At 60.4% G+C, this 21,039-nt stretch carries 21 protein-coding genes and 1 pseudogene; 7 read left to right on the plus strand and 15 right to left on the minus strand.

The annotated features are described in order from the left end of the window. Positions 1-4 precede the first annotated feature (4 nt). Complete coding sequence (locus tag BMG07_RS09520) at positions 5-256, plus strand: hypothetical protein (RefSeq protein WP_198084349.1); 252 nt, start codon at positions 5-7, stop codon at positions 254-256. 75 nt (positions 257-331) lie between these two features. On the opposite strand, the gene BMG07_RS09525 is transcribed toward BMG07_RS09520, so the two are convergent. From BMG07_RS09525 to BMG07_RS09535, 3 genes are all read right to left on the minus strand, one after another. Beyond that, on the minus strand, positions 332-2,209 hold the full coding sequence (locus tag BMG07_RS09525) for a DUF3732 domain-containing protein (protein ID WP_307866917.1): 1,878 nt from the start codon (positions 2,207-2,209) through the stop codon (positions 332-334). Positions 2,210-2,289: 80 nt separating this feature from the next. Continuing rightward, the gene (locus BMG07_RS09530) at positions 2,290-2,799 is read right to left on the minus strand and encodes a three component ABC system middle component (RefSeq protein ID WP_307866918.1); all 510 of its coding nucleotides are present in this window, start codon (positions 2,797-2,799) and stop codon (positions 2,290-2,292) included. Next, complete coding sequence (locus BMG07_RS09535) at positions 2,796-3,971, minus strand: ABC-three component system protein (protein ID WP_198084352.1); 1,176 nt, start codon at positions 3,969-3,971, stop codon at positions 2,796-2,798. Before BMG07_RS09535 ends, BMG07_RS09530 begins: the two co-directional genes overlap by 4 nt. A gap of 502 nt (positions 3,972-4,473) precedes the next feature. Here BMG07_RS09535 and BMG07_RS09540 point away from each other — a divergent pair. Both BMG07_RS09540 and BMG07_RS09545 read left to right on the plus strand, forming a co-directional pair. Continuing rightward, on the plus strand, positions 4,474-5,085 hold the full coding sequence (locus tag BMG07_RS09540) for a DarT ssDNA thymidine ADP-ribosyltransferase family protein (protein ID WP_198084353.1): 612 nt from the start codon (positions 4,474-4,476) through the stop codon (positions 5,083-5,085). Positions 5,086-5,088: 3 nt separating this feature from the next. Continuing rightward, positions 5,089-5,829, plus strand: a complete 741-nt coding sequence (locus tag BMG07_RS09545; protein ID WP_374221252.1) for a hypothetical protein — start codon at positions 5,089-5,091, stop codon at positions 5,827-5,829. A 2-nt stretch (positions 5,830-5,831) separates the two neighbouring features. Here the strand turns inward: BMG07_RS09545 and BMG07_RS09550 are convergent, their stop codons facing one another. The 9 genes from BMG07_RS09550 to BMG07_RS09585 form a co-directional block, all read right to left on the minus strand. After that, a complete protein-coding gene (locus BMG07_RS09550; protein ID WP_198084355.1) occupies positions 5,832-6,791 on the minus strand; it encodes a restriction endonuclease in 960 nt (319 codons plus the stop codon). 189 nt (positions 6,792-6,980) lie between these two features. Then, a complete protein-coding gene (locus BMG07_RS09555) occupies positions 6,981-7,691 on the minus strand; it encodes an NYN domain-containing protein (RefSeq protein WP_198084356.1) in 711 nt (236 codons plus the stop codon). 152 nt (positions 7,692-7,843) lie between these two features. After that, positions 7,844-7,993 carry a hypothetical protein gene (locus tag BMG07_RS09560; protein WP_198084357.1) on the minus strand — a complete coding sequence of 50 codons (150 nt, stop codon included), beginning with the start codon at positions 7,991-7,993 and terminating at the stop codon, positions 7,844-7,846. Beyond that, positions 7,987-8,208, minus strand: coding sequence for a hypothetical protein (locus tag BMG07_RS09565; protein WP_198084358.1), 222 nt, complete (start codon positions 8,206-8,208; stop codon positions 7,987-7,989). Before BMG07_RS09565 ends, BMG07_RS09560 begins: the two co-directional genes overlap by 7 nt. 123 nt (positions 8,209-8,331) lie before the next feature. Then, a complete protein-coding gene (locus tag BMG07_RS09570; RefSeq protein WP_198084359.1) occupies positions 8,332-10,650 on the minus strand; it encodes a phage/plasmid primase, P4 family in 2,319 nt (772 codons plus the stop codon). Positions 10,651-11,130: 480 nt separating this feature from the next. Continuing rightward, entirely contained in the window at positions 11,131-11,256 is a 126-nt protein-coding gene (locus BMG07_RS41835) for a hypothetical protein (protein ID WP_269758806.1), read from the minus strand. Then, positions 11,253-11,465, minus strand: coding sequence for an AlpA family transcriptional regulator (locus tag BMG07_RS09575; protein ID WP_198084360.1), 213 nt, complete (start codon positions 11,463-11,465; stop codon positions 11,253-11,255). The genes BMG07_RS41835 and BMG07_RS09575 overlap by 4 nt, the downstream gene beginning before the upstream one ends. 351 nt (positions 11,466-11,816) lie before the next feature. Then, complete coding sequence (locus tag BMG07_RS09580; RefSeq protein WP_307866919.1) at positions 11,817-12,329, minus strand: site-specific integrase; 513 nt, start codon at positions 12,327-12,329, stop codon at positions 11,817-11,819. A gap of 14 nt (positions 12,330-12,343) precedes the next feature. Next, positions 12,344-13,057 carry an integrase arm-type DNA-binding domain-containing protein gene (locus BMG07_RS09585; RefSeq protein ID WP_198084362.1) on the minus strand — a complete coding sequence of 238 codons (714 nt, stop codon included), beginning with the start codon at positions 13,055-13,057 and terminating at the stop codon, positions 12,344-12,346. Positions 13,058-13,366: 309 nt separating this feature from the next. Between BMG07_RS09585 and BMG07_RS09590 the strand changes: the two genes are divergently transcribed. Further along, on the plus strand, positions 13,367-13,942 hold the full coding sequence (locus tag BMG07_RS09590) for a TetR/AcrR family transcriptional regulator (protein WP_198084363.1): 576 nt from the start codon (positions 13,367-13,369) through the stop codon (positions 13,940-13,942). Here the strand turns inward: BMG07_RS09590 and BMG07_RS09595 are convergent. Both BMG07_RS09595 and BMG07_RS09600 read right to left on the minus strand, forming a co-directional pair. Further along, positions 13,925-14,170 (minus strand): hypothetical protein, encoded by a 246-nt coding sequence (locus BMG07_RS09595; protein WP_198084364.1) that lies wholly within the window; start codon positions 14,168-14,170, stop codon positions 13,925-13,927. The genes BMG07_RS09590 and BMG07_RS09595 overlap by 18 nt on opposite strands. A gap of 153 nt (positions 14,171-14,323) precedes the next feature. Continuing rightward, the gene (locus tag BMG07_RS09600; protein ID WP_198084365.1) at positions 14,324-15,181 is read right to left on the minus strand and encodes a LysR family transcriptional regulator; all 858 of its coding nucleotides are present in this window, start codon (positions 15,179-15,181) and stop codon (positions 14,324-14,326) included. A gap of 95 nt (positions 15,182-15,276) precedes the next feature. On the opposite strand from BMG07_RS09600, the gene BMG07_RS09605 reads away from it, so the two are divergent. From BMG07_RS09605 to BMG07_RS09615, 3 genes and pseudogenes are all read left to right on the plus strand, one after another. After that, the gene (locus tag BMG07_RS09605) at positions 15,277-16,602 is read left to right on the plus strand and encodes an aspartate aminotransferase family protein (RefSeq protein WP_198084366.1); all 1,326 of its coding nucleotides are present in this window, start codon (positions 15,277-15,279) and stop codon (positions 16,600-16,602) included. A 247-nt stretch (positions 16,603-16,849) separates the two neighbouring features. Beyond that, positions 16,850-19,380, plus strand: a pseudogene (locus BMG07_RS44775) (penicillin acylase family protein). A 266-nt stretch (positions 19,381-19,646) separates the two neighbouring features. After that, positions 19,647-19,895 carry a hypothetical protein gene (locus BMG07_RS09615; protein ID WP_198084367.1) on the plus strand — a complete coding sequence of 83 codons (249 nt, stop codon included), beginning with the start codon at positions 19,647-19,649 and terminating at the stop codon, positions 19,893-19,895. 182 nt (positions 19,896-20,077) lie between these two features. Here BMG07_RS09615 and BMG07_RS09620 read toward each other — a convergent pair whose 3' ends face one another. Next, the gene (locus BMG07_RS09620) at positions 20,078-20,872 is read right to left on the minus strand and encodes a winged helix-turn-helix domain-containing protein (RefSeq protein ID WP_198084368.1); all 795 of its coding nucleotides are present in this window, start codon (positions 20,870-20,872) and stop codon (positions 20,078-20,080) included. Between the last annotated feature and the right edge of the window lie 167 nt (positions 20,873-21,039).

Genomic DNA, 21,039 nt, shown 5'->3' on the forward strand with positions numbered 1-21,039 from the left:
TGAGATGGATAAGCTCGAACAGTCCGCGTCAATGCTGGAGGCCGAACACGAAAATTATGAGCAGCTCGATAAAGATCGTGTTGTTGCAACAACCCAATATCACGAGGCCTATGAGCGCTATATCCAATGCCGTCACTTGATTCTGAAAGAACTGCATGCGCTATCTCAAGCGGGGCAACTTGCACTATTCCGAATTCGTCGCGCGCTGACCGAAATCGAGGAAGTGAATAAACCAGCGGGATTGAGTTCCCCATAAGCGTTATTGTCAAAGGCTGAAATTTACTGGTAAATGCGGCCTAGGCATACGGCAGGCTGTCGAGAATGAGATTTACTAATCCTGCCACTCATTCGGAACAAGTCCTTTGCCACGCCATTCCTCGACAAGATGGACATTTGAAAGTTCCCCCCAGACTTCCTCATCTGCATGGTCGAGTACGATGATCTGAAGGCGTCCATTGGTGCGTTGGATAATTTCATTGAGCAACGTAAATACTTTTCTCACTGCGGCGACATCTTCATTCTTCCAAGCGGGATCCAGATCGTCTGCTGTCGCCTTTCCAGCGTGCCGGGCTGGAAAATAAACTTGACTGGGTTGGTCATAGACGAGCATTCCCGGGACCGGGTGGTGCGGCAGTCTCAAGAAGTACCCTTGAAGGGCCAAGGTCAGTGCAACGTGATAGGCAAGCCAGTTGGCGCCACTGCCAATCTCCCACAAATAGTCATCGCGGGTTCCACGAATAACTTTGACCGTGAGTTCTGGAACAATTAATCGCACCGGAGCTTCGGGCCACTCCCCGTCCAATTGGGGAATAAGTCGACCAGATATGTCTTGAATGGTGCTTAAGGCGTTTTCCATCTTCCGATCAATTTCGTGCTCGGAAACGATCTGTGTCAGTCTTGAAGCTTCATCTCTCAGGGCGGAGATTTCTTCATTGAGCGTCGATGAGATATCGGCCGCGTCGTAGAGGCGTAGCGCCTCTTCCAGGCGACCTAGGAACCGTGAGACTTCCTCGCCGCGAGTGGTTGCTCTTCGGGCTTGCGCCGACTGTCCCTCCAGCGCTCGGATTTCCTGTCGCACACCCGCGAGTTCGCCAAGCACGCCATCGACGGCCTCACGCTGACGCAATGTTTCTTTCCCGAGAGACTCCGTCACGCCAGGGTGTGAGCGCAGACGTAGCTCGATGCCCTCAAGGGCATCGCAAAGCTGATCCAGCTTTGCACGGCCGGCCTCGGTCGGTTCAAGCACTACGGCGGGTTGCGCCTCGCTCAGGGCACGAATCCAGGAGGACAGGCCTAGTCGATCACGTTGGATCCTCAATCCATCAACGTAGGCGTCGCTACTTTCGTCCAGGCGTCGAAGTTCATGCAGCCGCTGTCGAGATTGATTCAGGTCGATGACAAGTTTTGACTCTGCTGTGCGAAGGTCTGCAAGCCGCGACATGATGACATCCATCGACGCCAAGGTTGGGGCTGCGGTTTGGACGTCAGTCTGCAATGCGGCTCGCAGCAGATCCACGGTCGATGGCCAATCGTCGGGAACCACAGTTTGCGCGGGTAGCAGTCCATACTCAATCGCCAACCTGAGCCAAGCGAAGCCTTCGCGCTGCCAAGCGGCGCCCGAGCTTTTGCGCGCGCGCAACTCGCTTTCCTTGCGACGCAGTGCGCGCGTGATCCGGTCCAACTCGTGGCGAGCTTGGAGCAACTCTGAACTGATAGCACCCAGTAAATACGGGAAGATGGTCTTGAGCTTCTCTCGGTGCTCCGTCGTATCGGCCTTGAAGAACATAACGTCCGGATTGGCCACAATGTTTTGTGGTTGGAACATAAAGGCCATCAAGTCGCGGAAGCTGGGACGATGCTTGAAGCTGTCTTCTGTGCCGGGCTCGAAGTCGAGATTCGACAATCCAGCCAGTCGGTTCAGCATGGCTTTGACAAAGCGGACGTTGGAGTTCTTGACATCAATGGACTGCGGCACGATGACCTCGGGAGCTTCTAAAAGCAGCATTTCCGAGGTGCTCCGCTGATCGCCCGGTTCGCTGCGCGCCAGAAGCTTTTGACCCTCTAAGGTATCGATCAAAACGCCGAACCACGAGCAAGTCTCACGAATCACCCCAACGGGGATCGCACATTTATCTGAGCCCAGACAGTAATCAATGATGGGAATGACGGACGACTTGCCCGTCTTAGATGCACCGCTGATGACGTTCACCACTCCCGGCTCAAAATGAACCACTCTGGGAGGGCCACCTCGCTTTGGCCAGAGGATGACTTGTCGCAACTGAAAATACATCAAAACTCCACTTCGAGTGCGTGTGCCACTTGATGATCGGAAAGACCGGCGAACCAATGACCTAGCCGTTCACACGCCGGCGTGATGCGCTTGAGCCGCTCGGGAAGGACTGGCACTTGCGTATCTTCTGAGGGGGAATTGGCCCATATCCTTGCCGTCTGCGTATCGATTCGCAGCAGGCCCGATTGCTCGCCCAGCATCAGCGATTCCAGCGTCAACTGACGCAGCACGAGCGCTCTGGCGTGAACTGCAAGGAGGTCTTCGCGCCTTGTTCCCAGCTTCCCCGTGAAGAGGTGCAGGCCAGAGGATTTGTGCGTGGCTACCAATAGCTCCAGCGTCGGGGCGTGCAGGATCAGTGGGAGGATCAAAAAGGTGAGTGGGAACATGGCTGCGTATCCATCGCGAGCCTGAAACGCGAGGCAGAACCTCCATAGCGCAAATGCCCCGAGTGCTTCGTTCTGGACGATGGCTGCCTCGCTCAACAGCGGCGAACGACGATGCGTCATCATTCCTCACCGCCCTCGCCCAGCAGCTTTTTAAACTGTGGATGCCAGCCAAGCTCTTGCCTGTCTGCCAAATCGTTGAATCCACCATGAGTGAAGTGGCCAGGAACTGCGCGGCTATCGATTTGAACTTCTAGGGTGGAGCAACGGTTGTAGATGGTTCGGCCCCTTACAAGCTCAGTGTTATCACCGTGAAGGTCATTGATCTCACCTTGTATTGCCGCATGTCTGCGCAGCAACGAATCCTCCCATTCTTTGAGACTGCCCTCAAAGACAAGGCCCTGATCAGCCCACTTCGCTTTGTCGGAGGAGGTGCGCATGAAGTCGCTGATGGCGCGGATTTGTTGTTCCTGCGAGGCTTCAACCAATTGAAGCTGGCGGACGAACACTGGTTTTCCCATGAGAATTTCTTTCGCTTCGTCCTCCGTCGGAGTAATCGAAAACGATGGCAGGTAGCCGACCAGGTTATTGCGTTGTACGAAGGCGTGAAAGTCTTTCCGAAATTCCGCTACCCCAATGATCGCTGGGACGCCACGTCGAATGCACCGATCTGCACGCTCCTTTGCCATGCCGATTGCCGCTTCGCAGATGATGTCAATTGACGATGCTGGAACTGCCGCGACGAAAAGCGCGCGTAGTGAATCCAGCGGATCGACATCAGTACTCACCACAGACATTCGTTGGACAAAGGCCAAGCGCTCATCATCGGTAGCATCCAGGAAGCGTTGCACGTGGACCATGCACTTCGGAGGTTCAGCTTTCTTGGCGAGCTTTGCTCTTACCGACTCAGTGAATTTCAGGACTTCCTGAGGGGTTGCCGCGGTATGCATGGCCGTGGCGAGCTTGCCGGCCCGCACAGGGGTCACATAAAGCGTGAAGGCGGCCTTGTCGACGGCGATCTGTTGCGCACGGATTGCATCCAGCCAGTTAGCGATGGCTTTCCAGAAATCACCAGACCAGTCGGAAAGCGCGTTGTGCGACAACGCGCTTTTGCATTGCTCGACCACAACGGTCTCGTCTGAATAGTGGACCGCCACATCGTCCAAGTGCTCAAGCGATACGGTCGCGTCGTCTGGGCTGCATAGCAGGTAGTAGCACAGACGCACCGGTTGCAGCGCAAAGCCGAGATAGGGGCCCGCCGCACTATGCTTGGTGGATAGGGCCAGCGCACTAGTCATGCACGCAAATCTTGATCAGGCGGTGGTGACGGTCTTTGGTCGAGGCAATAGATCTCACAGCGCTCCCTCGCTTTTTTAATCTGAACCTTTGATCGATGAGCCAAAGGTCGACGGCCATCATATTTCAGATAGATCCGCAGCCTCTTTGTGGATTCCCCTTGGTGCAAGGCTGGGAAGTGGACCTCCTCGAACCGCGCAAGCGGCCACAAGCATAGGGGTTTGCGCCACCCCAGCATCGCCAAAATATGGGATGTTATTCGAGTAACCAAAGAATACATTTGCTGTATGACGCCTTGTTCCGACTCCCATCCGGACATAGTGAACACAGCTAGCGCCGGGCGTTGGTTGGTACGAGGCTTGTTGCAGCCGTGCGGATTTTTACCTTGACAACGGCCATCGGTCATTTCGCGAATTGCGACAACGGGTGATCACGACGGATGAAACCCCGAAGCACGTTAGGAGCGTGCTCCATATCCACACGCAGCCATCGGGGGAGAAGATCTTGACGATTGAACAAGAATGCGCGAAGCGCAACATTGATCGGCTGTTCCACTTCACGCCTGTCGAGAACCTCGACAGCGTCTTGGCGAAGGGACTGCTAACGCCGAAAACATGCCAGGGCCACTCGGTCGTTTACAAGCCGAACGACGGCATGCGCTACGATGGTCAGGATGCGATCTGCCTCTCAATCGAATGGCCCAATTGGAGCCTCTTTTGGTCCTTCCGTCAGCGGGATATTTCTAAGCACTGGGCCATTGTGCAGCTCAAGCACTCGCTTTTGTGGGAAAAGCGGGTCTGCTTCAACACTACGAACGCAGCCGATAACAGCATGAGCGGGCAATCATTCTTGGCGCGGCAAGGCGTCGCGAAGTTTTTGGAGCTATTTGACGACTACGGCCCAAAGAAACGGGCCGATCTCCATATCCCGGACTTCTACACGACGAACCCCCAGGCCGAGGTTTTGTGCATCGACAACATCGAACCCTCGTACATCACTGACGTACATCTTCTTGATGCCGGTTTGTACAACAAATACAACCAAGCCTATCCAGGGGGGCACATCACATACGGGTCCCAATACTTCAAGTATCGCAGCGACTACGCGCACTGGTAATTCATGGCAACGAGACCTATCTTCATCCCTGCTCCGAAAGGTCCGTCCCTCGTCTGGAAGCACGACGTGTCTTTTCAGTGGTACGCGGGCATGTCGATTCAGCAGTCGCAGAGGTCCATCGACTCACTGCATGCCGCCGCGAAAGAGCAGCTTCAAGTAAGCAAGGTTCTTGAGATTTCGTCCAAGTCGAGGGATCCCCTAGGTGTCAAGTTGAGCGCGTTCAACTTGATGATCCATACGACGAAGTACCACCAAACCTTCAGCGTTGAGTGCGCTTACCAATCGTCCAAGGTGTTTGAGTGTGGTGGACCTTACAAGGACATTCGGGATCTGACTTCCCGTGAAGCGAAGGGCGATCCTCGGCTCAAAGACAGTGGGCCGCTCTTGGGATTTCAGTTTTTTGAGGTCGACTGGGAGCTGGAGCCGAAGACCGCCTTCTACGACTGGCTCTACATCAACGCGCTGCACAAACAGCCTGAGCTTGCTGACTACGTCCTTGAACACAAGGCCTTTTCAGACATCGCGTTCAATCCCGAGCGCTCATTGAACTGTCAGGCCTTCTCGGCGGCACTGTATGTAGCGCTTCACGACAAAGACATGCTAACCCCATCGGTGCTTCGGGAAAAAAACAGCTACCTCGAAGCATTGCGCGGCATCAAGACCACGCTACAGAAAGAAGCCTCAACTAACAATCCGGCGAAGGTCGACGACCAGAATGCGCAGTCCGCGTTCATCTTTGAGTGAGATCAGGCCAAGACCTCAAGGTATGGTTTCTTGTCGAGGGATGCTGCTCGCACCTTCGTGCGCAGCATTTGAAGTAGGTCTCTTTCGCTCATTAGGAGCATCACGAATTCCCTGAGCGATGACAACACCATTAATTTGTTCGTCGAATGCGTAACGCACTCCGCAATCACGGGCTTAGTGAACTCCGAGGTAGAGATGAACAAACCCCGTGCATCGGATCGTGCATACAACCGCATCATGTGCGAGGCAAGCTCGTTGACGCCGACCGGATCCTTGAGCCACTTCATCTCGACCAAGTAGGTGTGACTCTCGAACTCGATCACGCCGTCGATTTGCTCCACCACGACGCTTCCCGTGAGATCGATTCGTTTGAAGTCCTCTTTAACGTGGATGCCATATGCGCGAAAAAGGTCGTTGAGCACTCCCTCTAACAGCTTGCCGCGCTTCTGTGGCTCACCATCCATTCCGAACAGTGCGTTTAGGCGATCCCGCACGATCTCGATCTTCCTGCGCTTTTCGAGCAGAGCGGTCTTCTCGGTCCGTGCACGGGCGACCGACTCCTCATGAGCTATGTCGCGCTCCTGCTTCATTCGAGTGAACGAATCCTTCACCTGAACCATCTTCCGAATGTCAGCCACGTTTGCCTTGGCTTTGTAGACATCGTTTTCCCAGCACATCGAAAACTCTTCAAACTCGGTCACGCGCTTGATGATCTCTCGACGTGCCCTCAGGCCACTTTCGCCCCGGGCGTTGACTTTCGTAAGTACGTCACGGACGATCTGAAACTTGCTAACAGAGGCTTTGTCCGCTCGAACTCGGGTTCGCATCTCAGATAGTTCGTCGTCGTTAACGCCCGCACCCTGCAAGAAAACCAGAACATCTGGCTTGGACTTGCAGAGCAGCGGGATCGTGTCGACCAGGAGATTGAATAGGTCAGGCGGATAGTGAAAGTGCTCGGACATGATAGTGGGCGTAAAACGCTCCCATTGTGCCGCGCAGGCCGGGGAATTGGGTTCGCTTCGATCAGGTCTAGTACTTCCAGGCGGATTGCGATGGTCAGCACCTAGACACCTCAAGGCCGGCGCAAACGACCGCAATCTACCGAAGCTGATCTATTCAAACGTGCAGCCCACCGGCAGTACAAAACGACTCTATTTCAATCGAACTTCGACGTGCACAAATCCTGTGCCGTCGGGCGCGTCCACGACATCGAGGTATGGCTGAGCGCGCACCAGCTCGCTGAGCTTCTTAAAGCCATAGTTTCTCGGATCAAACGATGTGTGCGTCTTGCTCACGAGCCCACCGACAGTTGACAGTCTTGACCATCCGCTGTCCCTGACCGTCTCTCGGATCGCGTGCGTCAGCAGTTCCTTGAGGTCTGGCACATCCGGCACCTGCACTGGCATCGCGGTTTCAACAGGTCTTTTCAGCACCTCGAAGAAGATGAACTTGTCGCAAGCCGCGATAAAGGGCTCCGGGGTCTTCCGCTCGCCCAGGCCGTACACGACCTTGCCAGCCTCCCGGAGGCGCGTTGCAAGGCGCGTGAAATCACTGTCGCTGGACACCAGGCAGAAGCCGTCGACGTTGCCCGCGTACAGCAGGTCCATCGCGTCGATGATGAACGCCGAGTCTGTCGAGTTCTTGCCCTGTGTATAGGCGAACTGCTGGATGGGTTGAATGGCGTGTCGATGAAGATGGGCTTTCCAACCGACCAAGTTCTGCGTGGTCCAGTCACCAAACGCCCGCTTGACCGTCGCCGTTCCGAACTTGGCGACCTCTTCGAGAAGCTCCTTTGCCACCGAAGCAGAGGCGTTGTCTGCATCGATAAGAACTGCCAGCCGGGTGGTGTCTGTATTTGCCATGTCGTCTCTCGTTTGCAAGCGCCCAGTGAAGGTTCATCGATTGTGGGCCAGAACCACGATGGCAATCGAGCAAGTCGAAGGCGCACGCCGTGGCGAGCGGTTCAGATTCATCAAGTGCTGAACCAACCCGTCACATCTGCGCGATGAACCCGTCAATGGCAAAGCAAGGGGCCGAACATCATCAAGGCCCGCAGGGAGTTATTCACCACGTCCTGAGCTGCCTGTGAGCGTGTTTGCCCGATGATCCAGAGCCGACTAGGTGGTTGCGACTGGAGCATCAATTCGAGCATTCGCTTCACCATTTCGTTTCCTCCTTGGTGGTCGCATCGACGGCCTGCGTGTGGTGAAGGGCCTTTGCTCGAGTCTGGGCGGCCCTGCCAACCGGCCACAGACGGATCGAACCGTCATCGTTTAGCCGCATCTCCATTACTTGACCTGGGCGCAAACCCGCGAGGCGAACGATGTCGCTGTTGATGCGGCAGGCCAGCGCGTTGCCCCAGATGCCGAGGGTAACCATGGCGAACTCCTTTCCTTTGATAGCCATACGGCTACAGTCGCAAATTGGTGCGAAAGCGGCATGCGACGCGCTGTTCAATGTACCGGGCATGCGTCGGAGGCAAGAAACGGTCGCCGCGAAGGCCTAGTCGGAAGTTAGGGCGACCCCCACAAAGACCGGCAGGTTGCCTCGAATCTTGCGTTCAAAGCGATCTGCCAATCGCTGTGCCAATTCACCCTTGGACATGCTCGGAAACTTCGGGTTTGCTTTTGCCCAAGGCTGGTAGGCGGCCCACAGATCTTTCAACGCGGTGCGTTTCAGATTGTCCAGACTGCAGCAGTCACGAAAAAATATCTCGAATGAGTCAGCTTCATGCTTGAGGCTGTCGGTCCTCACCCGGGCCTTCTCTGGAGGATTCAGGCCTTTTTGTGCCTGATAGTCCGCAAGGCCAGCCAGCAGCACGTTCAAGATACCAGGGGCCTCGGCCAGCAGTTCCTTACCCATCTGGGGGTTGACTTCGTCGGAGCGAAGCATGCGCTCGAAGGGGATCACCCGTATGCGGCGCCATAGTCCCGCGTCCTGCGCCTCCGCGAATGGCATGTAGTTCGCGGTCATGAAGATGCAGCATTCGATGGGGATCTCTCCACCGCCCGAGTACAGGCCGCGCACATAGATCTCCCTTTCGCCAGTGAGTTGCTTGATCAAACTGGTGTCCAGCTTGTGCTGGCGGCCGGGTTCGGCCGCCAGAATGACGCGCGTCCCCTTGATCTTGGCCAAGCCAGGATTCGCGCTGTCTGTCACGTGCGACTTCTGCATCAGCGTTTCAGTCTTCAACCGGCCGCCCAGCTTCCCAAGCATGTCGACGATGACCGACATGAGCGTGGATTTACCGTTGTTGCTGGGGCCGATCAGAACGAACAATACTTGCTCGACAGGGTCCCCGAGCAGCGCGTAGCCCAGAACTCGCTTCATGTAGGCGACCATTTCATCGCTTTCAAGGGATTCCTTCAGGAACCGCTCGAAGAGGTCCGCGCGCGCGTTCGGATCGAACTCCACGTCGGCAGCAGTCCGAGCGATGGGACGATATCGCGCTGGCACCAGTTGATGGGTCAGCAGGTTGAGCACACCGTTGGCGACTGGCAGGTAGGGATAACCGCTCACGATGCGGCTCTCGCACATGGGGACCAAGGCCTCGGCCACGTGCTCGCAAACCTCATCCAACTGCTTGTTGTTGCCGAGCTTCTTCTCATGGAGCGACATACCGCCGTCGCCGCTGCTGTGCTGGCGAGCATCCTTGACGACTGCCGCTCCCCACTTGGCAACAATGGCGCGTTTTTTCCGCTGCGAGAGCGGGCGGTAGGTTCCATCCACCAGTTCGAGGAATACGGCCTGTGGACCTCGAATTCCTGGTTCGCCCTCAGTCGCTGCCAACGCGCCGTCTGCATGCACCGCGATACGCTCTCCGAACTCGCGCTCCGTAGTCGCGCGGGCGGGCTCTGCTGCTCCCTCCACATCTGACCATCCGGGATTTTTCCAACCGGCCTTTCCGGCCATGGCAAAGAGTGTTGAGACCGCTCCCGTGCCGGCTTTCGTCAGCCGCTGCCACTTGCTCTCAAAGTCGGTCGGATCATATTTGGCTGAACTGCGCGAGAACTCCTCAGCAATCACGCGGCCTGGGGCGCCAAGGGGAGTGAGGTTCGCGATCACAGGCCACCACGAGTCGTAGGCCTCCGCAGAACCGCGCCCCTTCAAGTACTCCACCGCGGCACGTGCATGCTTGATCAGGGTTTCTGGTGCATCACGAAGGACATTGAGTTGGACATGGTTGATCCGCGGGCTCGCCGCCATTGCGCCAGCCTCGTACAGGTCTCCGTCGCAGGCTTGGCGTAAGTAGTCGGCGCTGTAGGTCTGGTCACTGGAGAGGTCATGCCGCAGCGACACAACGAAGCCGTTCTTCTGATTGACGAACCCCGGCACGCGTATCAGTTGATTCGCACGTGCCATGGCCATGTCGCCATCTAGGCGCGCCGCCATCACTTTACTCAGCCGGTTCATCTGATGTGCGGGGATCGTTTCGCGCAGTTGCCACAAGCCGTGATAGCGGCCCGGCGATGTTTCTATCGTCTTGGTTGGAGCGAGCGGCCGACCGGGTAAGCACAGGTCCGGCAGGTCATTGTCGAAGTCCACCGCCACGGCCCACGACTCCATCATGCTGCCAAGCTCCATGCTTTCGGAGCTACTGTCACTCACGGCCATGTACGCCTCCACGGTGCCTCGTCCTTTGCGTCGCAATCGCTCAACATGCTCATCCTGCATGCCGCGAAAGATCTGGTACTTGTTGATGGTTCCGTGCTGATCGCGAGTAGCTTCTGCCACGTTGAAAGGAAAGTCAGGCCAGTGGGCGGTCTGCACTACTTGAACTATTGACGACTGGATCTCGTCGTCCCAGCTAAGCATATTCATGGAAAATCTTTCGTCAGTGATGCCTGGTACTGGAGGGCATCGATAGCTAAATGAGTGAGGTGAGTGCCGTGGCTATTTTTTGTTGCCTGAATCAAGCAAGTAAAAAATGAATAAATACGGCCACTGACTCACCTCACTCGCTTTACTAGTTTCTTTGTGAGGGGGAAGAGCGCGAGCGATTGCGAATAACTTCACGCTCGCTCATCGCTTCACAGCGGAGACACGTACCCCTGTGCATCCTTTGCTTCCTCGTAGTCGTTCCAGAGCACGTACTTGCTCCTGGGGTACCTTCAACGCAGTATTCAGAGGTCATGGTGTCCCTCCGAGCTTGTAGGTGCGCGGCCGAATGGATCATTGACCCGGTAGGCGAGCACGGAAGCAGTTTCGACGCAACCGGTTGAGATAGGTCCACTGCGGCTCGGCTTGTGTACGTCAGTGGTGTTGAAACCCGGGGCGAAGCAGTGCTCAATATCACAGTGCCTATGCATGGCGCTGGCCTCCGTGTTCTTCCACGGCGCGATTCAGCCAGCCATTGAGGCCTTCGTTTGCAAGTCCTTCTATCCGTTCGCGGTCCGCCTCGATCTCTGCAGCGACGTAGCCGATCACCTTGGATAGCAGCCAGCAATTTGTGCGGCTGGCAACCCCAACGCATTGAGTTGCTTGATGGGAGCGGGGAAAAATCCTGCCTTGATTTTTGCGTTCCGGACGGTGCGTCCCAATCCGGTGATGGCCTCGACCTCCTTTTCGCGGATGAGGCGGTCGATGCCCATTGGCAGATCGAAGTCTGCTTTGGATACTTTCGCTTTGAAAGCCATATCACTCCTGTTTGAAAAACAGGTTGTGAAAGAAGAGAGAAAGGTCCGCACCTTTCAGTCACAACCCAAGTTTTCTTGGTGAAGTGACCGAAAGCACCGGCATTTGAGGCGCAGTTTCCGCTGAGCTGCCCCAAAAGCCCTCGATCAAGTAGATCGTGGCGGCGTAGTGGATTTTGATTGCGCAAGCACTCAAAAATCCTGTCGGTCGAGGAGACGAAAGCCGAGTCTGTTAGGACAGGCCACTGGAAGGTGTCTCCAGAGACGCGGAGAGCATTTGCCCTCGGCGATCTCTTTGGGATGCTCTCTCTTTGCATCCCGAAAATCAGTATATATGGAATCCCCTTCGTCGGCTTATGTCGGGATTACGCCCGTTTCACAGTAGGTGCCCCAGGCGCTCATCAATTCTCGGCGCTTATCGAGGTAGTCTCCCCGCTGGTAGGCGGCTTCCACCTTGTTTTCCACCGCGTGTGCCAGAGCGGCCTCCGCGACCTCGCGCGGGAAGATGGTTCGCTCCGCCACGAAATCTCGGAATGTGCTGCGAAATCCGTGGGGAACGATGTCGGTGCGCTCGATCCGTTTGAGCAACTCCAACATGATCATTTGGGATGGTGCGCGCCCGTAGGGTCGGCCATTGAAGACGTACTCTGACGGCTCGGGGTGGGCGTCATTCAGCGCTTTCATTTGCTCCAGAATGCGCATCGCAGGCTCGCACAAAGGTATGCGGTGTGGTCGTGAGGCTTTCATGCGTTCGGCAGGGATCAACCAAAGCTCCTGCTCGAAGTCAACTTCGGCCCATTTGGCTGCACGTGCTTCACTAGTCCGGGTCACGGTGAGGACAAGGAATCTCAGCAGGATGGCCCCCACGCTTGGTGTCCGAGTCAGCATATGCATGAATTCCGGCAAGTCGTCGTAGGGAAGGGCGGGATGGTGTTTGACCTTGCGTACTGCTGCCCGCTTAGGAAAGACCTCGCTAAGGTGTCCAACCAGCGTGCCGGGTTCTCGCCGGTGCGGTAGCCGTGGACTGTGGCCCAACCAAGCACTTTTTCCAAGCGGTTCCGCACACGCTCAGCAGTCTCATTTTTGCTGCGCCAGATCGGATCGATCACCTTCTTCACCAAGCCAACATCTACTGCGGCGACGGGGGTGTCACCGAGGACCGGATAAGCGTAGGTCTTCAGAGTTGCCGCCCATTGGGCAGCATGCTTGGCTGATTTCCAGCCCGCACGGTGAGCTGCGATGAACTCGGTTGCGCAATCGCTGAAAGTTTTTTTATCGGCATGCGCTCGGAGTTTTTCCTGCTGCTGTCGGTCTCGGGCGGCGAGGGGGTCGACACCTTCGTCGAGCAAAACCCGAATCTTCCGTGCGTGCTTGGCAGCTTCCTCGAAAGACGTTTTTCGGACCGGCCCGAGGCCCATTACTCGCGTGCGCCCTCGAAGCGTGTAGCGATAGCACCATGACTTGACTCCCTGTGGCGTGACCTGAAGTAAGAAGTCGGCCTTGGCGATGCGATACAGCCGGCGCGTCTTTCCTTTTGGGTCGGGCACTGCAGCATCGATTTCTTGTTGGATGGATGTACGGTTGGGAGTTCTCATAGGTGTGATTCGACTCACAAAGCCGACTCACAAGAAGACCCAATCAATCCCGACCGCATTCCGACGGATCGCGGCGTCGAGGATCACCTAAGTGTTTGATTTGATTCACCGCGCGGCGCTATGCGGCGGATCGCGGCAATCACCTAGGCTCGCTCCCTCTCCTCCAAGAATGGCCCCGCAAGGGGCTATTTTTTGCCTGTTTCACGCCCAAAGCCCTGCAGCGCGCCTGCACGCAGCCGCGCTTTTCTTTACCAACCAGTTCGATCGAAGACGGACTGATTCGGTAGAAGCCTGCGTTAGACTGCCCCGATGCCAAGGCCGACCAAATCTCAAATCGATGCGGAGATCATCGACCGCGCTGCCGGCTTGTTCGCCAGACATGGTTTCGAGAACACGTCGCTCCAGCAGATCGCGGATGCCGTCAACTATTCCAAGGCCGGGTTGCTGCACCACTACCCGAGCAAGAAGGCGATCTACGAGGCGGGCTTCAAGGCCAGCTTCGATCATCTGCATGCGCTGCTGGCCAGCGTCGAAGCGCTTCCTCCCGGCATCGAGCGCGACAGGGCCGTGGTCGAGGCTTCCGTCGACTTCACCTTCGACTGGCCGGGCGTGTCGGCGTTTGCCAACCGGCTGGCGAGCAACGACGAGAACGTCGACCCGAAACTGACGGAGATGGGCATGCTGGTCTACCAGGTGCTCGGCACCGATCTGCTGGCGACCACGCCGGAGCGGATCGTGCGCATCACGAGCGCATTCACCGGCCTCGGGATCACGGCGCTGCTGGCCGCCCGCATGGGCCTGAAAGCGCAGTGGCGCAGCGAAATCATCGCGGCCGCGATGGACGGCCTCGGCCACCGCGAAAAAAAATCAAAGCGGGTGCGTTGAGGGCGTTGCCGGTTTCCGCGAAACCGGCGCCACCCATAAGCCCCCGACAAAACTGATCAATTTGGGGGCCAGCACCCCGTGCCCCATGCTGATCGAAATGCGGACGTCGGGCATGGCCGCCATGACGGCCGTGGTCACCGTGTAGAGCCCCCAGGCGACGGCGCCGAGGACGACGATCGCCTTCAGTTCCTGCCTGATCACCGAGAGCGCGTTCAGCAAGAAGGGCATGGCGTTTTCCTTGGAATGTGTATGCGAGCGAACCGGCCATGCGCTGATGAACGGGCCGATGCTCTCCCGGCCGGGCGGGTGATTCCATTATTCTACCGATTCGGTCTGTATGCAACCATTTCGGTTTGTCGAGGCGAAAGCCGGCGCCGCCGTTCAAGCCACGGGAAGAAACTTCCGCACGTGCGCCGCGAATGCGGCCGTCAGCGCCGTCGGTGGATCGCGGTCGAACGCGAGCGTGATCCCGACGCTGGGCAGCTCGGGCAGGCCCTGTTCCGGCGTCAGGATCTCCAGGTCGTCGGGCACGGCCGTGCGTGTCAGCACGATCACGGCCTGCCCGGAGCGCGCCATCGCGACCAGGCCGGCGAAGCTGCTGCTGGCGTAGGCGAGCCGGTACGCGCGGCCCGCGGCCTCCAGTGCCTGCTTCGGCAACAGGTGGTCTAGGGCGTCGGGCGCGCCCAGTGCCAACGGCAGCGGGTCGAGCAACGCAGCCGCGCCGCCACGCTGCGCCACCCAGACCAGTTGCTCGCGCCGGATCACGTCGGCGCCGACACCGTCGCCCGCCACCGACACCAGCGCCAGGTCGACCGCATGGCGGGCCAGCAGCTCATGCAGTCGCGGCGTGGGCCCGCACATCACTTCCAGTTGCACCCGTGGATGCAGGCTGGCAAAGCCTTGCAGCAGGTGCGGCAGGAACACGGCGGCGTAGTCGTCGGGGCAGCTGAAGCGCAGCACGCCGCTCAGTTGCTCGCCGCGCAGCTCGGCCAGGGCTTCGTCGTGCTTGCGCAGCAGCTCGCCCGCGCGCACGAGCAGCCGCTCGCCGGTGGCCGTGAGCGTCACGCCGCGCCCGGTGCGATACAGCAGCGGCTGCTCGACGATGCCCTCGAGCTTCTGCATCTGCATGCTGAGCGCCGACTGCGTGCGCCCCACGCGCGTGGCGGCCCGGCCCAGCGCGCCCGTCTCGGCAATGGCCACGAAGCTGCGAAGCAGGTCGATGTCGAGGGACTGGCTCACGGCATGAGTTCTCCTGATACCTGGGTTCAAAACTATTCGCTTCCCGGTGTGGACGCCGCTGCGTAATGTGCTGCATTTTGATCGGAAGCATCGACATGAGCAGGAACGACGACTCCAAGTTCTGGGCGCAGGCCCGCCGGCATCTGGTGCGCTACGGCGGCAGCTTCGAGCCGCTGATCATCGAGCGCGCGCAGGGCAGCTTCGTCTACGACGCCGACGGCCGGGGCATTCTGGACTTCACGTCGGGACAGATGAGCGCGCTGCTGGGCCACTCGCATCCGGACATCGTGGCCGTGGTCTCGCAGTACGCGCGCACGCTCGACCACCTGTTCAGCGGCATGCTGTCGCGACCGGTGGTGGCGCTGGCCGCGGAGATCGCGCGGCACGCGCCGGGCGAGCTGGAGCGCTGCCTGCTGCTGAGCACGGGCGCCGAGTCGAACGAGGCGGCGCTGCGCATGGCCAAGCTGGTCACGGGCCGCCACGAGGTGGTGGCCTTCACGCAGTCGTGGCACGGCATGACCGGCAGCGCGGCCGCCGCCACCTACAGCGCGGGCCGCAAGGGCTACGGCCCCGCGGCCGCGGGCTCGTTCGCCATTCCGGCGCCGAACGCCTACCGCCCCCGCTTCACCACGCCGGAAGGCGAACTCGACTGGCGCCGCGAACTCGACGACGGCTTCGAGCAGGTCGACCGGCAGTCGACCGGCGCGCTCGCCGCCTTCATTGCCGAGCCCATTCTCAGCAGCGGCGGCATCCTCGAATTGCCGCCGGGCTACATGGCCGCGTTGAAGCAGAAGTGCGGCGAGCGCGGCATGCTGCTGATCGTCGACGAGGCGCAGACCGGCGTCGGCCGCACCGGCCTGATGTTCGCGTGCGAGCGCGACGGCGTGGCGCCCGACATCCTCACGCTCTCCAAGACCCTGGGCGCGGGCCTGCCGCTGGCGGCGATGGTCACGACCGCCGCCATCGAGGAAGAGGCCCATGCGCGCGGCTTCCTGTTCTACACCACGCATGTCTCCGACCCGCTCCCCGCGGCGGTCGGGCTCAAGGTGCTCGAAGTGGTGGAGCGCGACGGGCTCGTCGAACGCGCGCGCACCGCGGGCGAGCGAATGGTGCAGGGCCTGCACAAGCTGCAGTCGCGCCACGAATGCATCGGCGACGTGCGCGGACGCGGCCTGCTGCTGGGGCTGGAGCTCGTCACCGACCGCAAGACGCGCAAGCCCGCGTCCGAACTCGGCGAGGCCATCACGCGCGAATGCATGAAGCTCGGGCTGAGCATGAACATCGTGAAGCTGCCTTCGATGGGCGGTGTCTTTCGCATCGCGCCGCCGCTGACGATCAGCGACAGCGAGATCGACCTGGGCCTGGAGCTGCTCGACACGGCGATCGGAAACGCCGTGCGGGAAGGGACGAGCAAACGCTAGCCCTCACACAGCGGCTTCGTTCAAGCGTCGCGCACCGGTTGCACATTACAGTGCGATCCGGGTGCGCCTTTTTCTTTCACAAAGGGTCGATGAAGAAAAAGGAGATGCAATCGGATGGACCGCCAGAGCCAATCAAATGACGCAGGCGTAGAAAACCGATCATCACAGCGGCTTCGTTCAAGAGTTCGATGAAGCCTCTGCCTAAGCTCCTTGCTGCTCCGTGAAGAGAGCATCAACCGGAGACTCAATGACACAGATCCCACGTCGCGGCAACATGCCGTTGTCGCTGCTCGCGCTCGTCGTCGCCGCCACCTTGACCGCGTGCGCCAGCGGTGGTGGTGGCGATGGACTCGCCTTCGCTCCCTTGCCCGGCGACCTCGCCAATCCGCCGGCCGATGCCACCTACAAGGCCGAGATCCGGCGCACGTCGATGGGCGTGCCGCACATCAAGGCCGACACCTGGGGCGGCGCGGGCTACGGCTACGGCTACGCGCAGGCGCAGGACAACCTCTGCACCATGGCCGACTCGTTCCTTACCTACCGGGGCGAGCGCTCGCAGTACTTCGGCGCCGACACGCCGCTCGCATACCCGGGCACGCTCGGCGCGCAGAAGAACATCGACGCCGACTTCTTCCACCGCCACACGATCTCGGGCGACGTGCTCAAGAAGATGGTCGATGCGCAGTCCGACGACATGAAGCAACTGGTCGCGGGTTTCACAGCGGGCTACAACCGCTACGTGCGCGACGCGAAGGCGGGCGCCGGCGGGGCCGGTGCGGCCAACGCCGCCTGCCGCACCGAGGCATGGGTGCAGCCCATCACCACCGACGACATCTACCGCCGCATGTACGCGGCCAACATCGTGGCCGGTTATGTCAACTTCCTGTCGCAGATCGCCAATGCGGCGCCGCCCGCGCCGGTGGCGTCGTCGAAGGTGGCGGCGCGCGGCAGGAAGGAGCAGCAGGCGCTGCAGCTCGCCGCGCTCGACCTTCGCCTGCACGAGGTGCGGGTCGGCGGCAAGGGTGGCGTGGGCAGCAACGTGTACGGCTTCGGCACCGCGGGCACGGGGGACTCGAGCCCGCTGCTGTTCGGCAATCCGCACTGGTACTGGCGCGGGCCCGATCGCTTCTACCAGGCGCAACTCACGATTCCGGGCAAGCTCAACGTCAGCGGCGCATCGTTCCTGGGCGTGCCGGTGGTGCAGATCGGCTTCAACGACAACGTGGCGTGGAGCCACACCGTGTCGAAGGCCCGGCGCTTCGGCCTGTACGAACTGAAGCTCGCCGCGGGCGATGCGACCAGCTACATGCGCGACGGCCGCGCGGTGAAGATGCAGCCGAGCGAGATCACCGTGAAGGTGAAGCAGGGCAACGGCACGCTCGCATCGGTGACGCGCACGCTCTACAAGTCGGAATATGGCCCGCTCATCAATCAATGGGATGCGTCCACCGCCTTCACGATCCGCGACATCAACGCCGACAACTACCGCAGCTTCCGCAACTGGCTGCGCTGGAGCCAGGCGAAGTCGCTCGACGAGTTCGCCGCCATCCAGCGCGAGGAAGCGGCCGTGCCCTGGGTCAACACCGTGGCGGTGGGCCGTGGCAGCCCCAAGGCCTGGTATGCGGACATCGGCGCGGTGCCCAACGTGTCGGCGGACCAACTCGCGAACTGCGCGAGCACCAGCCCCGTGGCCACGGCATTGCGGGCCAGCGTGCGCCCGCGCCGGTCTTCGACGGCTCGCGCGGCGCCTGCGACTGGCAGACCGATGCCGACTCGGTGCAGCAGGGCGCCATCGGCCCGTCGCGCATGCCCAGCCTGTTGCGCGACGACTTCGTGGCGAACATGAACAACAGCGCCTGGTTCACCAACCCGCAAGCGCCGCTGACCGGCTTTGCGCCCATCTTCGGCGCTGTCGATGCCGGCTTCTCCGACCGTGCGCGGCTCGGCATCCTGATGGCGCAGGCACGCATCGACGGCACCGACGGCCATGCGGGCAAGGGCGCCACCGAACAGGCCGTGCGGCAGATGGTGCTCGACAGCCGCTCGTACAGCGCCGAGCGCTTCAAGACGAGCGCGCTGGACCTGGTCTGCGCCGTGCCCACGATCAACGTGGCCGCCTACACGGACATCTACATGGGCGATACCCCGGCCGGCACCGTGCAGACCGCCGCGGCCTGCGCGGCGCTGCGTGCCTGGGACAACACGGGCAATGTCGAGGCGCGCGGCGCGCATGTGTGGGACGAGTTCTGGATTCGCGTGGAGAACCTGCCCGCGGCCGACCTCTACAACGTGCCTTTCTCGGCCGCCGATCCGATGAACACGCCGCGCGAGTTGAAGACCAGCGCCGCCAATGTGCTGCGCCAGGCTTTCGGTGCCGCGCTCATGCGCGTCAACGCGAGCCCCTACGCGGTCGACGCGCCGCGCGGCGACTACCTGTTCGTCACCCGCAACGGCCAGAAGATTCCCCTGTTCGGCGGCTGCCCCGACTTCGCGGGCTACTTCACCACGGCCTGCTCGCTCAACCACCTCGACCAGGGCGGCTACACGATGGATTCCGACACCGTCGACGCCAACAGCTACATGCAGGTCGTGCGCTTCCCGGCCGGCGGCGTGGACGCCAGCACTTTCCTGACCCACTCGCTGTCGGACGATCCCGCATCGCCGCACAGCAGCGACTACACGCGCGCCTACAGCGCCAAGCAGTGGCTGAAGGTGCCGTTCTCGGAGTCGGAGATCACGGGTGACGCGGCGTACAGCAGCGCGGTGGTCAGCGAATAGGGCGCGAGCAGGGCGCGTAAAGACGCGCCCAATTCAGTTCGGCTTAAGGTTGGCCGTCGATACTCGAGTCGACGGTCTTCCGGCGTTGGTAGAGGTCGCTACGGCACCTGTTCATGCGAGCAGTTCCTCGAGGCCGAAGGTCGTCATATTTCCTCGTTGACCGAGCCCAGGCCCCGCGGCTTTCTCGGTCAACTGTCAAAAGGCCCTTGCGCCAGGTTGCCACGGCATTGAGCACGGGCAGCCGGAGAACTACGCTTCGTCTTGCGATGACTTCCTCCGACCCCCCTGATTTCGACCTTCCCGAAGGCTGGACCTGCTGGGTGGACCTCAAGGAGGCCCCGGAAGGCACCTACGCGGGCAAGGCCGAGCTGCGTCAGGGCAGGGAGCAGCGCTGCGTGTTCGTGCTGGCCCAGCAGCCCTCGCGCGAAGCGGCGCTCGAACGCGTGAGGTTTCGCGCCAGGTATTTCGTGGACGAATGGTTGACCCGGCCGCAAAACGGCGGCTATCGGGTGTAGGAAAAGCGCCCCGACCCGGCGCAAAACCCGGAGTTTTCCACGCTGCTCATTTCGCAGGCACCGTGTTGCAGGCCGCGCCAGGCAACGATCTCGTCCGAAGTCCGCCCGGTTTTCCCCAGTGTTGTCCCCAATCGGCGGGGACAACACCGAAGCGCATTTTTCGGTGCGCCCCAGGTCGCGGCTCAGGCCCGGGCCCGCTCGGTTTCCTCGAGCCAGGTCGGCTCGTTCGAGGTGTCCGGAAAGCCGTCGTCGACCATCAGCGAAGACGACGAGGCCGACGCCGACCCCGGCAGGTGGCGCAGCTCGTAGCCGCGCCCGTACACCGAGTGCAGCACGAACTCGCTCTCCTTGTGCAGCGACAGCTTGCGGCGGATGTTCGCCACGCAGCAGTCGAGCACGCGGCTCTTGCGCTCGATGCGCGAATCGACCCACAGCGAAGCCAGCAGCCACTCGCGTTCCAGCAGCCGTCCCGCATTGCGGAACAGCAGCAGCGCCAGCTCGAACTCGCGCGGCTTCAGCCGGATTTCGCTGCCCCTGTGCACCACGACCTTGCGGCTGCCCAGGAACTGGTAGTCGCCGAACAGCGCGCTCACCGACTGCGGGTGCAGCAGCGTGTCGTTGCGGCGCAGCGCCTCGCGCACGCGCAGCTCCACCTCGAAGTCGTCGACCGGCAGCACCGCGAAGTCGATGCTGGCGCCCGGCGACTCGTTGCCCGCGGCGGCCAGCACCTCGGTCAGCAGGTCGCGCTGCAGCGCATTGGCCACCAGGAAGATCGGAATGCGCAGCGCCTTGCACATGGCGGTGAGCACCGGCCATGCGCCTTCGTCCTTCAGCACGACCAGCAGCAGGTCGAACGGGGCGCCGTGGGTCACGGCCATCAGGAAGTCGGAACTGCTTTCGAACCGCACGGGCGCGCAGCCCAGCAATTGCAGCCGATGGCCCCAGGCCTTGGCCTGGGCGTCGTCGCAGCCCACCATGGCCACCTGGCGTGAGCCTGAGCGTTGTTCGTGTCCATAGTTTCGATGCGATGGTGCTGGGAGGTTGGAGGGAATGCGGCGGCGCCGCGGCTCAGTCGCCGGCCGCGCGCGGCAGCTTCCAGCCGACGCTGGCGTAGCGGACCCGGTCGCGCCCGGTGGAGGCGGCG

The sequence above is a fragment of the Variovorax sp. E3 genome, assembly GCF_016082275.1.
Classification (GTDB): Bacteria; Pseudomonadota; Gammaproteobacteria; order Burkholderiales; family Burkholderiaceae_C; genus Variovorax.

Excerpts from the sequence above, each read along its gene's own strand:
- BMG07_RS09585 (WP_198084362.1), bottom strand. The coding sequence starts at position 13,057 with ATGAGAACTCCCAACCGTACATCCATCCAACAAGAAATCGATGCTGCA.
- BMG07_RS09590 (WP_198084363.1), top strand. The coding sequence starts at position 13,367 with ATGCCAAGGCCGACCAAATCTCAAATCGATGCGGAGATCATCGACCGC.
- BMG07_RS09565 (WP_198084358.1), bottom strand. The coding sequence starts at position 8,208 with ATGGTTACCCTCGGCATCTGGGGCAACGCGCTGGCCTGCCGCATCAAC.
- BMG07_RS09530 (WP_307866918.1), bottom strand. The coding sequence starts at position 2,799 with ATGATGACGCATCGTCGTTCGCCGCTGTTGAGCGAGGCAGCCATCGTC.
- BMG07_RS09555 (WP_198084356.1), bottom strand. The coding sequence starts at position 7,691 with ATGGCAAATACAGACACCACCCGGCTGGCAGTTCTTATCGATGCAGAC.
- BMG07_RS09545 (WP_374221252.1), top strand. The coding sequence starts at position 5,089 with ATGGCAACGAGACCTATCTTCATCCCTGCTCCGAAAGGTCCGTCCCTC.
- BMG07_RS09595 (WP_198084364.1), bottom strand. The coding sequence starts at position 14,170 with ATGCCCTTCTTGCTGAACGCGCTCTCGGTGATCAGGCAGGAACTGAAG.
- BMG07_RS09560 (WP_198084357.1), bottom strand. The coding sequence starts at position 7,993 with ATGGTGAAGCGAATGCTCGAATTGATGCTCCAGTCGCAACCACCTAGT.
- BMG07_RS09550 (WP_198084355.1), bottom strand. The coding sequence starts at position 6,791 with ATGTCCGAGCACTTTCACTATCCGCCTGACCTATTCAATCTCCTGGTC.
- BMG07_RS09575 (WP_198084360.1), bottom strand. The coding sequence starts at position 11,465 with ATGGCTTTCAAAGCGAAAGTATCCAAAGCAGACTTCGATCTGCCAATG.
- BMG07_RS09605 (WP_198084366.1), top strand. The coding sequence starts at position 15,277 with ATGAGCAGGAACGACGACTCCAAGTTCTGGGCGCAGGCCCGCCGGCAT.
- BMG07_RS09620 (WP_198084368.1), bottom strand. The coding sequence starts at position 20,872 with ATGGTGGGCTGCGACGACGCCCAGGCCAAGGCCTGGGGCCATCGGCTG.
- BMG07_RS09570 (WP_198084359.1), bottom strand. The coding sequence starts at position 10,650 with ATGAATATGCTTAGCTGGGACGACGAGATCCAGTCGTCAATAGTTCAA.
- BMG07_RS09535 (WP_198084352.1), bottom strand. The coding sequence starts at position 3,971 with ATGACTAGTGCGCTGGCCCTATCCACCAAGCATAGTGCGGCGGGCCCC.
- BMG07_RS09520 (WP_198084349.1), top strand. The coding sequence starts at position 5 with ATGGATAAGCTCGAACAGTCCGCGTCAATGCTGGAGGCCGAACACGAA.
- BMG07_RS09615 (WP_198084367.1), top strand. The coding sequence starts at position 19,647 with ATGACTTCCTCCGACCCCCCTGATTTCGACCTTCCCGAAGGCTGGACC.